Origin of the sequence: Nonomuraea sp. SYSU D8015 (genome assembly GCF_008065375.1) — a bacterium.
Lineage (GTDB): Bacteria > Actinomycetota > Actinomycetes > Streptosporangiales > Streptosporangiaceae > Nonomuraea.
The window spans coordinates 104,895-120,673 of record NZ_VJYI01000025.1; the positions used below are offsets into that span (position 1 = coordinate 104,895).

General features: G+C 69.4%; 10 protein-coding genes. 4 read left to right on the forward strand and 6 right to left on the reverse strand.

The features are described 5' to 3' along the window. Window positions 1–122 precede the first annotated feature (122 nt). The 3 genes from aceA to ID574_RS49235 all read left to right on the forward strand — a co-directional run bounded on the left by aceA (window position 123) and on the right by ID574_RS49235 (window position 4,399). Window positions 123–1,412 (forward strand): isocitrate lyase, encoded by a 1,290-nt coding sequence (gene aceA, locus ID574_RS49225; protein WP_188195985.1) that lies wholly within the window; start codon window positions 123–125, stop codon window positions 1,410–1,412. Between the two features lie 241 nt (window positions 1,413–1,653). Then, entirely contained in the window at window positions 1,654–2,181 is a 528-nt protein-coding gene (locus ID574_RS49230) for an STM3941 family protein (protein ID WP_188195986.1), read from the forward strand. Window positions 2,182–2,278: 97 nt separating this feature from the next. After that, window positions 2,279–4,399: a TerD family protein gene (locus tag ID574_RS49235; protein WP_188195987.1), complete on the forward strand. Its 2,121-nt coding sequence runs from the start codon at window positions 2,279–2,281 to the stop codon at window positions 4,397–4,399. 284 nt (window positions 4,400–4,683) lie between these two features. On the opposite strand, the gene ID574_RS49240 is transcribed toward ID574_RS49235, so the two are convergent. Both ID574_RS49240 and ID574_RS49245 read right to left on the reverse strand, forming a co-directional pair. Beyond that, window positions 4,684–5,826 (reverse strand): NAD(P)/FAD-dependent oxidoreductase, encoded by a 1,143-nt coding sequence (locus tag ID574_RS49240; protein WP_188195988.1) that lies wholly within the window; start codon window positions 5,824–5,826, stop codon window positions 4,684–4,686. A gap of 243 nt (window positions 5,827–6,069) precedes the next feature. Further along, a complete protein-coding gene (locus ID574_RS49245) occupies window positions 6,070–6,819 on the reverse strand; it encodes a hypothetical protein (protein WP_188195989.1) in 750 nt (249 codons plus the stop codon). Between the two features lie 998 nt (window positions 6,820–7,817). On the opposite strand from ID574_RS49245, the gene ID574_RS49250 reads away from it, so the two are divergent. Next, window positions 7,818–9,497, forward strand: coding sequence for a TROVE domain-containing protein (locus ID574_RS49250; protein WP_188195990.1), 1,680 nt, complete (start codon window positions 7,818–7,820; stop codon window positions 9,495–9,497). Between the two features lie 915 nt (window positions 9,498–10,412). Here ID574_RS49250 and ID574_RS49255 read toward each other — a convergent pair. The 4 genes from ID574_RS49255 to ID574_RS49270 all read right to left on the reverse strand — a co-directional run bounded on the left by ID574_RS49255 (window position 10,413) and on the right by ID574_RS49270 (window position 15,778). Beyond that, window positions 10,413–10,871: a hypothetical protein gene (locus ID574_RS49255; protein ID WP_188195991.1), complete on the reverse strand. Its 459-nt coding sequence runs from the start codon at window positions 10,869–10,871 to the stop codon at window positions 10,413–10,415. Between the two features lie 441 nt (window positions 10,872–11,312). Then, a complete protein-coding gene (locus ID574_RS49260; RefSeq protein WP_188195992.1) occupies window positions 11,313–14,081 on the reverse strand; it encodes a sugar-binding protein in 2,769 nt (922 codons plus the stop codon). A gap of 15 nt (window positions 14,082–14,096) precedes the next feature. Beyond that, window positions 14,097–14,897, reverse strand: coding sequence for a carbohydrate ABC transporter permease (locus ID574_RS49265; RefSeq protein WP_188195993.1), 801 nt, complete (start codon window positions 14,895–14,897; stop codon window positions 14,097–14,099). Continuing rightward, window positions 14,894–15,778 (reverse strand): carbohydrate ABC transporter permease, encoded by an 885-nt coding sequence (locus ID574_RS49270; RefSeq protein ID WP_188195994.1) that lies wholly within the window; start codon window positions 15,776–15,778, stop codon window positions 14,894–14,896. The genes ID574_RS49265 and ID574_RS49270 overlap by 4 nt, the downstream gene beginning before the upstream one ends. Between the last annotated feature and the right edge of the window lies 1 nt (window position 15,779).

A 15,779-nucleotide genomic window follows, 5' to 3' on the forward strand; every position in this document is an offset into this window, starting at 1 on the left:
TACCCGCCAGTAATGTCCAAAACGGAAATTTCTACGAATCTTCTCCATGATTCCTCCTATTGAGGCCGCCTCCAAGGGCAGAGACTCGGCGTAAGCACCCAGGGGACGACAAAGGAGTGAACATGATCGATCGCCTCAAGGGAGCCGCTGAGCAGCTGCGGGACGAATGGGACAACGACCCCCGTTGGGAGGGCATCGAGCGCACCTACAGCGCCGAGGACGTGATCAGGTTGCGCGGCAGCGTCCAGGAGGAGCACACGCTCGCCCGGCTCGGCGCCGAGCGCCTGTGGAACCTGCTGCACACCGAGGACTACGTCAACGCCCTCGGCGCGCTGACCGGCAACCAGGCCGTTCAGCAGGTGAAGGCCGGGCTGAAGGCCATCTACCTGTCCGGCTGGCAGGTCGCCGCGGACGCGAACCTGGGCGGGCAGACGTACCCGGACCAGAGCCTGTATCCGGCCAACTCCGTGCCCGCCGTCGTGCGCCGCATCAACAACGCGCTGCTGCGCGCCGACCAGATCACCTGGTCGGAGGGCATCGCGGACGAGGCGCCGCACTGGCTGGCGCCGATCGTGGCCGACGCCGAGGCCGGGTTCGGCGGCGTGCTGAACGCGTTCGAGCTGATGAAGGGCATGATCGCGGCCGGCGCCGCGGGCGTGCACTGGGAGGACCAGCTCGCCTCCGAGAAGAAGTGCGGCCACCTGGGCGGCAAGGTGCTGATCCCGACCGGCCAGCACATCAAGACCCTCAACGCCGCCCGCCTCGCCGCCGACGTCTGCGGCGTCCCTTCACTGATCATCGCGCGGACCGACGCCCAGGCCGCGACGCTCCTGACCAGCGACGTGGACCCGCGCGACCAGCAGTTCACCACCGGCGAGCGCACCGCCGAGGGCTTCTACCGGGTCAGGAACGGCATCCAGGCGTGCATCGCGCGCGGCCTGGCGTACGCGCCGTACTCCGACCTGCTGTGGATGGAGACCGGCACGCCGGATCTGGACGTGGCGCGCGAGTTCGCCGAGGCGATCAAGGCCGAGTACCCGGACCAGATGCTCGCCTACAACTGCTCGCCCTCGTTCAACTGGAAGAAGCACCTGGACGACTCGACGATCGCCAAGTTCCAGCGGGAGCTGGGGCACATGGGGTACAAGTTCCAGTTCATCACCCTCGCCGGGTTCCACTCGCTGAACTACTCCATGTTCGACCTGGCCTCCGGCTACGCGTCGGACGGCATGACGGCGTACGTCGAACTCCAGGAGGCCGAGTTCGCCGCCGAGTCGCGGGGCTACACCGCGACCCGCCACCAGCGCGAGGTCGGCACCGGCTACTTCGACCTGGTCTCCACGGCCGTCGCGCCGGACTCCTCGACCACCGCGCTGCGCGGCTCGACCGAGGAAGAGCAGTTCAACCACTAGTTCTCCCTGATCTCGCCGGCCACCTCCAGGGCATGGGATGGTTCCCCGGCGAACGGGCCGCGCCAGCTCCCCCAGCGCTGGCGCGGCCCGCCTCTTTCCAGCCGCATATGTCAGGACAAAGCCATCGCAATCGAGCGAGCCAAGAGCGCTCAATGATCAGGGGTCGCCGGTCACGATTTCACTGCGATCGGCGCAGTACCGGGATCTTGACGCTGGCCCGGCAGACCTCCAGTCTTCTCCCATGGGAGAAATCAGTGAATGGCGGCAATCGTTACCGAAAACCGTCCTGCTGGTGCTCGGTAGCCTGGCGTTCGTGGTCTTAGGGGGTGTCCTCGCGCTGGGGTTCATTGAGGTGGAGCGCTACGACCCGTGGGTGACGAGGATCGTAGGCTGGGTATGCGCGTTGTTCTTCCTGCTGGCCCTGGTCGCGTGGACACGCAGGCTGTTCCTCGGAAACTCGGTCGTCATCCGGGTCGATGAGAAGGGAATCCACGACCTCCGGCTCTCGCGTGAACCAATTCCCTGGGAGCACATCAAAGACCTCAGGGTCACATGGACCAGACAGGTCGGCCATCTCAGGTTGGACATGTCGCGAGGCGACAAGGAGCGCTTCCTTCGACCAATGGCGAGGCTACTCTACTGGCCGAATAGAATGCCCGCCATCCCAACTGTCGGTCTTGAGCCCTCCTTCCAGGATCTCCTCCTCGCCGTGGAGCGCTCGCGCCCCCAAGAGCAGGGCCGGGAGCCTCATATCCCTCACCCATCTTGACGATGGTCCCTCGGCCACGCAGCGGCGCAGCGCGTCCTTCACCGCCTCGCCCGGTACGGGACAGCGTGGGAGGACGTTCCGGCTATAAGGTGCGCTCGTGGACAATCTTGAAACCCTCGTCATCGCCCGTCGGCTGCGTGTCCCCATCGGCGACGCCCCCGTCGGCTCCCACCCGAACTGGGGAGAGGTGGCCGCACGCCAGCTCGACGCTGCGCTGCTGAGCGTCGGTTTCAAGTGCTCGGCGGCCCTGCTTGAGCGGTTGGCGAGGTTGCGCGGGGAGACCGTGGTCGATCTCGGCGTACGGGTTCTGGCCGCCGTTCGCGAGCTCGTGGGTGACCACGTGCAGCACAACGCCTACTTCCTCGACTTCCCACGCAACGTGCCCGACACGGTGGAATTCTGGGTCGGTCTGTTGCGCGAGGCGTTGCTCGACCCGGTCGCCGCTGAGCGTGTCCAGTTTCATTCGCCGGTGCTCAACCTCCTGGAGCTGCCGCGGTACGGCCGCTATCAGCACACCTACGCCGACCTGCTGGCGGCGCACGCCGAGTTGATCCCGCTGGCCGGGGACCGGGTGACGGTGCTGGAGCTGGGCGGCAGCCTGGAATCGGAGGCCCGGGCACTGTATTTCTCCCTGGCGGGCTCTGAGGTACCGCCGGCTGCCGAGGACCTGACGGCGCTGCGCACGCTGGCGGCGTTCTGCGCCGACGAGCCGGAGCGCATCCCGGTGCGTGAGAACCGTGCGATCGTCAACGAGGTGCGGCTGGCCGCTGGGCGGCCGCTGCTGGTGGACACGGTGACCGACGTGCTCCGGCTGGCGTGCGGCTTGTCCGGCGGCGATGTCACGCTGGCGACGCCGACGAGGTTCCGCTCGTTCCGGCGGGCCGAGCGCCGCGCGCTCCTGCAGGCGTTGGACAGGGTGGCGACGCCGGCCAAGCTGGGCGACGTGCCGCGGCATCGGGAGCAGTGGAAGCGGCTCGGCGAGCGGCTGCATCCGCACGAGTATCCGCAGTTCCCCGCGGCCGCCCGCGTCTTCGAGGTGGCCAGGGGTGTTCGCGCGGCTGTGAGCTTGGACGGCCGGGTGGAGGCCGCCCTGGTGGCGGGGCGTGCCGGCGAGGCCGTGAAGTTGCTGGAGAACGCGCCGGGTGCTCTGCTGCGCCGCCTCGACCACCTGCTGCGTACCGGCCAGTCGGCGTCGGTTGTGCTGGACGCGGCGGAAAGGGCGGCAGCGGGCGCCTCCGGCCGCGTCCTGCTGTCGCTGCGCGAGCATCTGCAGAACCGGCTCTCCCCCGCCGCCGGCCGTGTTTTCACGAACCGGCACGGCCGGGCCTGGGCGACCCCGGACTCCCGCTCGCCGCTGGAGGAGCAGGTCCTGTCGCGGGCGCTGGCCGTCCTGGACGAGGAGATCACCCGCCGTCTGCCCGACCCCGGTGAGCTGATCGTCGATCCCGACGTGCTCGACGTCGCGCTGCCGCTGTCGGGCAAGGCCGTCGTGCCGGGGCTCGGCATGCTGCCGCGCGGGTCGCTGTCGGCGGTGGACGGCGAGCTGCTGCGGTTCTTCGTGTACTGGCGGCAGGCCGAGCGGCGCACCGACTACGACCTGTCGGCGCTCATGCTGGACGCCTCCTACGGCGACCCGGTTCATGTGTCGTGGACGAACTACAGCAACGGCTTCGCCGAGTACTCCGGCGACCTCACCGACGCCACCGACGGCGCGTCGGAGTTCATCGACATCCGGCTGGCTGAAGCCACCCAGCCCATCATCATTCCGCAGGTGAACATCTACGCCGGGGAACCGTTCGACGAGGCGGCGGAGGCGTTCTTCGGGTACATGACGAGGGACGCCGCGCAGAAGGGCAGGCCGTTCGAGCCGCGTACCGTGCGGATGAAGTCCGACCTGCGCGGCTCCGGCCGGATCGCGCTGCCGCTCGTGTTCCTGCGCGGGGACGACGGCGGATGGCGGGTGAAGTGGCTGCACCTCTACCTGAAGGGGCATCTGTACTTCAACCAGGTGGAGGGCAACCGGGTCACCGCGTCGCTGCTGGTGCGTTCGATCGTGGAACGCGACTATCTGCGCGTCCGCTACGTGGTCGACCGGCTGCGTGCGAAGGGGGCGCCGGGCGGTCACACCACCTACATCGGGTTGGAGGCGCCGGCTGACCTCCCTGAAGGGGCGCGGATGTACACGCCGGCAACGCTGCACGAACTGATCCCCGCCTGATATACGGTAGAGATCGCGAGGCCATGGGAGGGCTTCCTTCTCATCTTTGAAAAAGAATCTCTAGCCTTCCCGCTTTCCTCGCCTGCTGGTCATGAGGCCATTCGAGGGCTTCCTTCTCCTGGTTCGAATCCAGGCAGGCCCTCCACCCGGGCCTGCTGGCTCTAGTCCCCGAGCCTCCCTCATGGCCGGTCGCCGCTCCACTGCCGTAGCAGGGGCTTCTCGATCAAGTGGTGGCCTGGCCAGGCTGCGCCAGCGTCCATGACTCAGACCTTGCGCCCGGCCCGTCACAGGCCAGCCGGCCTGTCGATCGCCGGGTCCGGGAGCCGTGGGTTGACATCGGGAAACGAGCTGTCGCCGAACAGGATCCGCGCCGCCAGGGCCCGACCGGCACGACTGCGCAGCACGGCCACCGCCGCCTCTGCCGCGGCGGGAGATCGGATGCCGGCGAACAGGCGGCGCAGCAACAGCCGGCCTCGGAACCGGCTCCGCAACGCGTTCCCGTCGTACCGGCTCAACACCCGCTGGTCGCCGGTACGCAGGTACTCGGCGGCGACCGCGGCGGCCAGTTCCGACATACGCAGGCAAGGGTCCAATCCGCCGGCTGTCAGCGGTGACACCGCGCCCGCCGCGTCTCCGACGAGCAGCCCGGCGGGACACGCCAGCCGTCGCAGCACGCCGCCGACCGGGATGGGACCACCTCGACGCTCGACCGGACCGGTCGGTGCCGCGCGGCCGGGCGCGTCCGCGGCGAAGTCGTCCAGCAGGTGGCGGATGCCGGTGCGCATCGCGTCCGGGTATCCCGCGACGCCGACATGCGCATACCGGCCGTCGTCGATGACCCACCCCAGGTACCCGGGAGCGACCCTGGGGTCAAGCACGCAGTGGAACGCCGGGGTGGTCGTGCCCGACGCGACCGGGTGGACGATCTCGGCACCGATGAGGAAGCGCCGGTTGACGTCGAGGCCGAGATCACGGGCCACATGGGAGCGGGCGCCGTCCGCGCCGACGATGAACCGGGCCGTCACCGGTTCCGCACCCGCGAGCCGTACGAAGCCCATCGACGAGTCGACGTACCGCACCCCCAGGAGGACCCGCGCCCCGGCCGACTCCGCTGCGCGGTGCGCGTGCTCGTAGATCGCCGCCATGTCGGCCACGCGGTACTCGTCCCGGTCACTGGTGAGCCGGATGGGCGCCCGCCGTGATGGCGGATACAGCAGCACGTCCCGTACGCCAGGGCCGAGCAGGTGGTCCGGCAGGCCGAAGTGATCGAGGGTGCGACGCACGAAGATCCCGGTCGTGCGGATGCCCGTCGACAGCGACCTGCGGCGGTCGACCACCATCACCTTCAATTGCCGTCGCGCGAGCAGGCGGGCTGTGCGCAGGCCGGCCAGGCCCGCGCCCACGACGAGTACATCCACTGTCTGCATATCCTGCGACGGTAGGGGCGACGGCCCATCCGCAGGACCGTTTGCACACGACCCGCTCCGTACCTCGACAGCATCGTCACACTCGGAACCGTGGATATGCACGTGCTGCGGCCGGTGGACGCAAGGTCGCCCGCACCGGACGTGCCTTTAGCCGGATCTCAAAGGGAATCTCGCGGACTGGGGAAACGAACAGCCGGCACGTTCAACGCGTTCGTCGCCGAGAAGCGTTTAGGTTGGGGATGGTCACGCGTCCGATTCGGCAGGAACGATTTCGACCACCTGCACAGAGCGCACCTGCGGATCCTTCGCCAGATGCCGGACGACGTCCGGGGTGTTGATGACGGTGAACCCGTGCACCAGCCCCTCGCCCGCCGCGAGGCGCAACTCCGCCAGATCGAGCCCGACCTCTTCAAGTGCGGGCTCGTCCTCCTCCCGCAACAACGACACCCACCGCCGGAATTCGGCGACCCTCGACGGGCCCTCCACATCCTCGTACGCGTCGAAAGCGCCGATCACCCCGGGGAAGACGTAAGGCCACCCGATCGGCTTCTCGCCGCGTCCGGGAGAAAGCAGCAGGACCTCGTTCTTCTGAACGCCATATATCTCTCCCGCCTGCTCTTCGGGCAACGGCTCTTTCAATTCGACCACCGCGTGCACGCTGTGCCTGAGCGAGCTCATGCCCTTCAGCAGGCGGGCCGTCCGGTGACTACCCGACTTCACGTTCGCGTCCCCGACCGTGGCGAGAAGCTCGGTCAGGTACCAGGGCACCGGCTTCGGCACGTGCAGCCAACCCGACACGTCCTGCCGGAACTCCGTCAACACCATCGGCGCATCGTGCGGCCACGTGCTCGCGATCCGCGGCCCGACGCCGATCCTCAGGGAGCCGTCGAACGACGTGACTTCGTCCTCGAGCGGTCTGGAGCGCCGGCATTCCTCGGCGGGGGTCAGCGTGAACTGCGTGGAGTAGTCGGGATTGGCGACGGCGAATCCCATGAGAACGACACGGCTAAATCTGACGCAATCCATCGTCTCCACAGCAGAGCGCTCGGTTCGCGGCGAATCCTGGGCCGTGATGACACTCAACACCAGTACGCCGACGAAAACCGTCGCTAACGCCCGTGTGAAACCCCGTGCATTCACCGACCGTTCCACCCCCGCGACCCTTCGTGAAACGCGTCTCCTGGCGTTCACGGCCAGGCCATCCTGCTGTGAAATCGGGTCTGAGATCAAGATGGATTGTGCCGGTCAGCACCGATATTCGGCCTCTGGCCGCGCCTCCCAGCACGCAGAAGCACACACGGCGACATGGCGGGTGGCGCTCTCCGCACCCCCGGTGCAACCGGCGGCGGAAGGGCACCGGCGAAGATCCCGATCTGGTAGATGGTCGCGCGTCGCGTGCGCATACTCCGGCCAAAGCATCGCCTGCAAGCGGGTCGAGGTCCATGGTCAGGCCTATTGGCACACGTAAATAGGTTGCTCTCCTCTGGGAAGGCCGTGCTACGGTTCAAATCGTTGATCCACTCCAGATCCTGATCCGTTGGGCTCGGAGCAGGTACGGGTCGAATGGCGTCGGTTATCTCTTTCTGCAAAAAAGATCACATCCGGTGCCGCTTTCACATCCGTACCCGCTCCCGGCTCGGCGGTCGCCGGTGCGGTTCGGTGAAGGCACGGGTCGAATCTGGTCGGTTACCAAAAGGTTCGACTCCTTTCTGGCCCACCCCATGGGCCAGAATGCCCAGGTCGGCTGGGCGCCCGGCCGGAGCCCCACATCCGTGTCCCCGGCAGGGCCGGCGAGCGTGGGGAGGGCGGGTCGAAGCCGGTCGGTTATCGCTTCGGGAGTGAGTGGTCCGGGTTCGAATCCCGGCGGATCGCCCCGTGCGACCTGTGGTGTAGCCGGTAGCACGCTTTATGGCCGGTCGGCGTCCCCACATCCGCCCTCCCCTCCCCCACACATCCGCCACCTGGGCGGGTCGAACCAGAGGAGGCAATCCATGGCCCGCAACCGCGATCCCCTCGCGAGCATTTCCGCTCACGCCACGCCCCAGACGCGGCCGCTGCCTGGCCGTACCGACCAGGTGCAGAACGCCGCGGGCGGCTACGCGTTCGCCAAGGACCTGTGGCGCAAGCTGGAGGACTTCCTCATCCTGGGCACCACCGGCGGCACCTACTACGTGTCGGAGGACCGGCTGACGGCCGAGAACGCCGGCGTGCTGTTCCAGGCGATCATCGAGGACGGCCCGCGCGTCGTGAGCCTGCTCACCAGCATCTCCACCGCGCGCCCACCCCGCGCACCCAAGCAGCGCCCGGCACTGTTCGCGCTGGCCGCCTGCTACGCCAAGGGCGACCCGGCCACCCGCCAGGCCGCCAAGGCGGCCCTGCCGGCGGTGGCCCGCACCACCGATCATCTCGCCCAGTTCTTCGGCTACTACAAGAACCTCGGCGGCAAGCCGACCGCCCGCGGCACCGCCCCGGTCATCGGCCGGTCCCTGCGCACCGCGCTCGCCTCCTGGTTCCTGGCCGGCAGCGCGGACGACGTCGCGTTCAAGGTGTGCAAGGCCCGCCAGCGCAAGACCCCGCAGGGCGAGGCGTTCGACCTGCGGGACGTCCTGCGCATCGCCCACCCCAAGGCCGACGGCCCCGAGCGGGCACGGCTGTTCGGCTGGATCGCCGGCAACGTCCCCGACGGACAGGCACGTGAGTCGCTGGCGTCGGTGGACCGGTTCCTGACCGCCAAGGCCGTCACCACCCCGCGCGAGGCCGTCAGCGTCGTGACCGAGCGCAAGGTGCCGTGGGAGTTCCTGCCCGACGCCATGCTGCGCGAGCCTGCAGTGTGGGACGCGCTGGTCGACACGATCGGCATGACCGCGCTGCTGCGCAACCTGGCCCGCATGACCCGCATCGGCACCTTGCAGCCGGCGAACGACGCCACCCGGCGTGCCGTCGCCCGGCTCACCGACCGCGACGCGCTGCTGAAGGCCCGCATCCACCCCATGGACGCCTTCCTCGCCCTGCGCGTGTACGGCTCCGGCCGCGCCCAGCCCAACCCGCGCGCCGACGCCCAGACGTGGGCGCCGGTCCCGGCGATCCTGGACGCGCTGGAGGAGACGTACGAGCTGACGTTCGGCGCCGTCGAGCCCACCGGCCGGCGGCTCCTCGTCGCCGTCGACTTCTCCGGCTCGATGTCGGGCCGCTGGTCGGGCGGCGTCGTCAGGGTGGGCGGCTCGCCGATCGGCTCGGCGTACGAGGTCGGCTGCGCGATGGCCGTCATGCTGGCCAGGATCGAGCGCGGGAACGTCCACGTCATCGACGTGGACACCAGCGTCCACGCCTCCAAGGTGACCCCGCGTACCAACCTGCGCGAGATCGCCTCCTGGCAGCCGTCCGGCGGCGGCACCGACCTGTCGCTGCCGTTCCAGTGGGCACGCGAGCAGCGCATGGCGGTGGACGGCATCGTCCTCTTCACCGACAACGAGACGTGGGCGGGCCGGATGCACGCCACGCAGGCGCTGGCCGCCTACCGGCGCACGGTGGCCCCCGGCACCCGCGTCATCGTGGCCGCGATGACCGCCGCGGGCTACTCGATCGGCGACCCGCAGGACGAGGGCGTGCTGAACGTGGCCGGCCTGGACGCCTCGCTGCCGCTGATCGTCAACGGCTTCATCCGCAGGTAGGGAGCCTCCCCGAAAGCGCCCCATGTCTCTGACGAGAGATGGGGCGCCTTGGTGTGGCGGCAGGCTGACCGCGTGGCGGCGAGTCCGCGGGCATCGTACGGCGCCAGATTTCGAGTCCCGTTCTGATGGCTTGTGCAGAGCGACACTTTGACCCGCCTTGACGCCGTCGCCGCGGGAGTCGTTTGGCGGAGATGGCGCAGTTTTTGAGTCCAGAAGGCTTGAGGATTGTCGGCGACCATGTCATAGAGTGGAAGGGAGAACGTATCGAAGACCACGGATTCCGGCGTCACTGGTGACTCCCCAACAGTCATTCATAGGGCCGGAGGCTCCTTCTCAAGGTGAGAGCTGATAGAGACCCGTTCATCCCCTGAGAGATAATTCTTCAGCTCTCCCGAGTAGTCGCTTTGATGCGACATCACCGATGAGAGGAGACGCCTGTGCGTCGCACCACGCAGTCAATCATCGTCGGATCGGCATTGTTTGCCGCCGTCGCGCTGCCCGTCGGGGCGCCGGCCGCGGTCGGCCCGACCTCGGAGGCGCAAATCGCCTGGGCGATATCGCCGCCAGACGACTCGTCTCCTTACCAGAAGGGCTATGCCAAAGGGCTCTCTGAGGGGTACCAAGAAGGAGAGACACGGGCCCGGGAGCACTGTGCCGACATCCCGAGTTGGCCGAATTGGCCGCCGGGTGCCTACGGAGTCGGTTACGCCGATGGTTACATGCTGGGATGGAGCAGGGGGCTCGAAGACGGCAGGGCGAAATACTGCAGGCCCGCATAGCCGGAGGGGGCACGGAGAAGGGCCCGGAGACACCACAAGCCGCCCCCGGGCCCTTCTACGTTTGAATGGGCGCGGTCACGACCGGGCGGATGAACGCCCACGACGCGGTCGTCTCCGCGAGCAGCCGAGCAGACCGTCAGAAGTGCGGATCGAGAGCGCTGCCCCACGTGTAATTGCCGTCGGAAGGTATCCGGAAATTGCAGATGATTCCATATGCCACGCCGGCGGTCTTGTGGGAGAGATAGCTGTCGATCCTATACCATCCATCCCAGGGCCTCCCAGGCCAGATCTGCGAGGTCCAAATATACGTCCCCTCGATGATGGGCCCGGTGTAGGTCTCGCACGGGGCGCCGACATAGACCTCGGCGGGAGGATTGACATAAGTGAACCAGCCGTAATTGCCTCTGTCTCCCTCCAGCCAGATCTCGCGGCGCACCATGTCCATGGGCATCGAACTCAACGCCCATTCCGCCAGCCATTGAGTCCTCACGTTGTATGCCGTTTCTGCGGCGTACGCCGTGCCGGTCGTGATCGGCGACATCATCATGATGACCGCCGCTGTGACCAGATAAAGCTTCCTGAATGTCGAGCGCATGGAGCCTCTTTCCTGGTGCGAATCCTCGGGTCACGAGCGAACCAAGTAGCGGCTTGGTGTCGGCTACGAATCGCCCATGTCACTCGTCGCGTCGCTGGTCCGACGTAGGGATCGGCGAGGCGGATGATCATTGTCAGTGCCGCGGTCCACGGTGCCCGGTGGCGGTCGTGGCGGCGTTGGTCACGGTGTCATAGCACTGTGGGGCTTCGGGTGTCTGGTGCTTACGACGGGACGACTTTCCTCTACTGAGAGATGGTCGCTCATCGAGCGAGACAAACCCAGGACAGCAACCGGACATTTCTGCGGACGTTGTGCTTGCCATCGTCTTGGCATACGTGGGGACGCCTTGTCGGTGCAGCGGCGGCATGCGGGACCGTGCTCGTCGATGGGGAAACACCGTGCGCTGGACATTTCCCAGGAGCTAGGTAGCCCTTCAGCAGTTCAGCGCACCGCCACCTGGGACGCCGTCGTCCCGCCGGCGGACGCCTCCCATCCCGCCGCCACCGTCGCGGACGCGGCCAGGGCGCGGGTCAGGGGGACGGTCACGGTCGTCGTGCCCGCGCCGGGCACCGTGACCACGCGGCCGCCCGCCGTCCCCTGGGCGTCGCGGACGAAAAGGTGCGCCTTTCCTGCGGCACGGGCGTGGAGCGACACCCGCACCGCGTCCCCGGCGCGCGTCGCCGAGACGACCCGGCCACTCTCCGACGGCTTCGCCGCCGGTCCGCCGGCCAGCGGGAGGTGGATGCGGACGGCCTGTTCCAGCGACTGCGGCGAGTCCAGGCTGGACAGTGCGGTGTCGGGGATCACCGGATCCGGGACCGGCCGGTCGGCGGGGGGACGGTAGCCGGGCAGGGTCGCGATGCCCCACCGGTACGGGTCGCCCTGCACGCCGCCCCACGTCGACCACCCGATCCGGGTCTGGCCGGTCTTGTCCTGGGTGTCGGAGTCGTACACGAGGATGTTGAGGCCGAGGTGCTCGGGGTCGACGGTGCCGGGCAGTTGCTCCAGCGGGATGGCCAGCTCCACCGTGTACTCGCCGGAGGCGGGCTTCGAGGCGATCCGCACGCCCGTGGCGGGGCCCTGGCGGTTGTCGGCGTCGCGCAGGGCGCACGGCGGGCCCGGTGTCGCGGACCCGGCGACATCAGAGTCGGCCGCGGACCCGGCGACATCAGAGTCGGCCGCGGACCCGGCGACATCAGAGTCGGCCGCGGACCCGGCGACATCAGAGTCGGCCGCGGACCCGGCGACATCAGAGTCGGCCGTCACCGGCAGCACCGCCACCTTGAAGGTGGTGGAGGTGTTCTCGGACGTGCCGCGCGGATCGAGGGTGATCTCCACCGCGTCGGTACGCCAGTGCCGCTTGCAGTCGGAGGCGGCCAGAGGCGTGCCGAGCACGTCGTCCTTCACCCGCACCGCCACGTACAGCGTGTCGTCGTGCCAGGCGAGCCTGGCCGTGCCCGAGCAGTCGGCGGCCGACGAGCACGCGGCCCCCTCCCACCGGCGGGAGAGGGCGAGCGCGGGGCCCGGGTACTCGGCGTCGTCCCCGTCGACGGCCGGCGCCGTGGCGGCGCGCGGGATCGCGGTCGCCGGGACGAGCTCCAGGGCGGGCCGGCCGGTGACCGTGCCGTCCACGGTGACGGTGTAGACGTAGTCGCCGCCCTCGTTGGAGGTCTTCAGCGAGGTGTCGGTGTTGGTGACGGTGAACGGCACCGTGGCCGAGGCCCCGGGGGCGAGGTCGCCGTACGCGGCCTCGGTCCGGTCGGCGGCGAACCCGGCGGGCAGGTCCACGCGTACGGTGCCGGAGCGGGTCGTGTCGCTCACGTTGGTCACCACGACGCCGACCTGCCGGGAGCCGCCGGACGGCAGCGTCAGCACGGGCGTGACCAGGCCGCGCAGCTGCGGCACGCCCACGTCGGCCACCCATTTCTCGTACTGGGCGACCTGGGGAAGCAGCTCCTGCCCGCCGCGCACCGGCGGACCGGCCTCGACCTGCCGGTCGGTGTAGCCGCGTCCGCGCTCGGTGGTCAGCACGGCCCCGATCCTGGTCCGGCCCGCCGCGCCGGCGGCCGGCGTCACCGTGAACGTGGCGGAGGCCCGCTTCCCGGCGGCGACCCGTCCCAGGTCGCCGGAGCCCTTGACGGTCCAGCCGTCGGGCACGCGCAGCGCCACGGAGGAGTGGCCCAGCGGCTCCCGGGCGGTCGCGGTCACGTCGACGGTGAAGGCCGTCCCTGCCCGGACGTCGAACGTGCCGGTCCGCAGGCCGAGCTGGGTCCCGAGGGGCACGGCCCCGCTCGCCCGGGTCAGCGCCCCGTCGAGGATCGCCGTGGGCGCCGCGGCGGCCGGGCCGCCCGGCTCCGGGAACGGCACCCGCGCGTCCACCTGGGTGAAGAAGTCGCAGCCGAGCTGGTTCGGGTCGGACGGCACGTCGGGGAAGACGGCCCAGCCCTGCGAGGCGTACGTGCGCTGGGCGTCCCGCTCGATCGCCGCCCACGTCCGGCCGCCCTGAGCGGCGGAGGTGCGCCCGCTCCACACGCCGTACACGTTCTGCGCCGGGTTGGCGGGCTGGAAGGAGGAGGCGCACGACGGCCCGGTCCGGGAGGTGCCGCGTCCGCCGCCGGTGAGGAGCCGGGCGGGGGCGAAGGGCCGCAGGCCCTCGCGGGTGATCTGCTCGGGGAACGCCTTGGGGTCGGCGGCGGCGTAGAACGCCTCGATGGCCAGCCGCGCGGCCTCCTGGTGGTTGCCGTGGTTGCCAGGGGTCGGCGCCGGGTCCATGGTCAGCAGGATCTCGGGCCGGGTCTGGCGGACGACGCGGACGACCTTCTCCAGGGTGTCGCCGCCCCACACCTGGTCGGTCAGCGGTGCGCTCACCGTGTAGTAGAAGTCGACGTCGTCCAGGTTGAACACCTCGCGGACGCCGGCCTTGGCGACCGCCGTCCGCTCCTCGGCCTCGCGCAGCAGCCCGAGCGCCGGTCCCTCCTCGGGGCCGACGGCGTTGCCGCCGCCCTCGCCCCGGGTGACGGTGACGACGCCGGTGCGGACGTCGTGGTCCTCCTTCCACTGACCCAGCGTGGACAGGGTGGACGCCTCGTCGTCGGGGTGCGCGCCGACGAACAGCGCGTCGAGGTCCACGGGCGCCGCCGCGGCCTCGGCCTCGGCCGTGGCAGGCACGGCGGGTCCCAGCATCAGCAGGGCGGCCATCAGAAGTCGCATGAACCCTCCGGAGGTCTACTCGCGGACCGCCCCTTGGAGCAGCCCGCGGACGAAGTGTCGCTGGAGGAACAAGTAGAAGATCACGACCGGGGTCGCCACGATGACCGACCCGGCCGCGAGGAGCGTGAAGCCGGAGGTGTACTGGCCCTGGAAGAAGGCCAACCCCAGCGGCGCGGTGCGCAGCGACTCGCTGGTCACCATGATCAGCGGGATGAGGAACTCGTTCCACGTCCACATGAAGACCAGCACGGTCAGCGTGACGACCGCGGGCCGGGCCGGCGGCACCAGCACCTGCCACAGGATGCGCCAGGTCGACGCGCCGTCGATGCGCGCGGCCTCGACGATCGCCCGGTTGGCGGCACGGAAGTAGGCCCGCATCCAGAACGTCCCGAACGCCACCGACAGCGCCACCTGCGGCAGCGCGATCGACCAGAAGGTATCGATCAGGCCGAGCGCGCGCAGGTCGAAGTAGAGCGGCACCGCGACGGCCTCGCTCGGCATCATGATCCCGAGCATGAACAGGTAGAACAGCACCGACTGGCCGCGGAAGCGCATGGTGCCGAACGCGTACCCGCTCATGATCGACAGCAGCACGCTGACGACCACGACGAACGCCGACACGGCCAGGCTGCTGCGCAGGTAGGTGCCGAACCTGCCGATCTCCCACGCGGCCGCGAAGTTCCCGAGCCCCGCCGTGCCGCCGCTGTCGGCGGGCCCCAGCGCGGCGGACAGGATCGTCACGATGGGGAAGAGCGCGAACGCGGCGAACACCGACAGGATGACGTAGTTGGCCACCCGCTCCCCACGCGAGATCACGTGATCCTCCTGTCCGCGAACCGGTTGATCCCGAACGAGACCGCGAAGATGATGACGGTCAGCGTGATGCCGATCGCCGCCGCCGAGCCGACCTGGCTGAGCCCGAAGGCCCGGTGGTAGACCTCGTACGACGGCACGGACGTGGAGGTGCCGGGCCCGCCCCGCGTCGTGACGTACACCAGGTCGAACGTCCGCAGGGCGGCGATCACCGTCAGCGTCAGGGCGACCGCGATCTCGCCGCGCACCGACGGCAGCGTGACCGCGAAGAACTCCCTGACCGCGCCCGCGCCGTCCAGCCGCGCCGCCTCGTACAGCTCGGCCGGGATGCGGCTCATCCCGGCCAGCAGCAGCACGGTCACCAGGCCGGTCTCGAACCACGTGCCCACCACCCCGACCGCGGGGAGCGCGAAGGTGTAGTCGCCGAGCCAGCCCCGCGTCAGCGAGTCGAGCCCGAGCGCGCCGAGCAGCGTGTTGAGCGTCCCGTCCGGGGCGTACACGCGCCGCCAGGCCACCGCCACCACGACCATGGCGACCACCTGCGGCAGGAACACCACCGTGCGGAAGAAGCCGAGGCCGCGCACCTTGGCGTGGTTGAGCACCGCGGCCAGCATCAGGCCGATGGCCAGCGGGATCAGCGCGTAGAAGACGATGAGGACCAGCGCGTGGCCGAAGGCGGCCCGCAGCCCCTCGTCGGCGACGATCGCGACGTAGTTGTCCAGCCCGGCCCACCGGCCGAGCGTCAGCCCGTCCCAGTCGTACAGCGAGATCTGCACCGCGCGGCCGATCGGATAGAGCAGGAACGCCGCGTAGACGGCGAAGGCCGGCAGCAGGTAGAGGTAGGCGACGCGGCGCGGCTCCCCGGGAGGCCGGGCTCCGGTCATC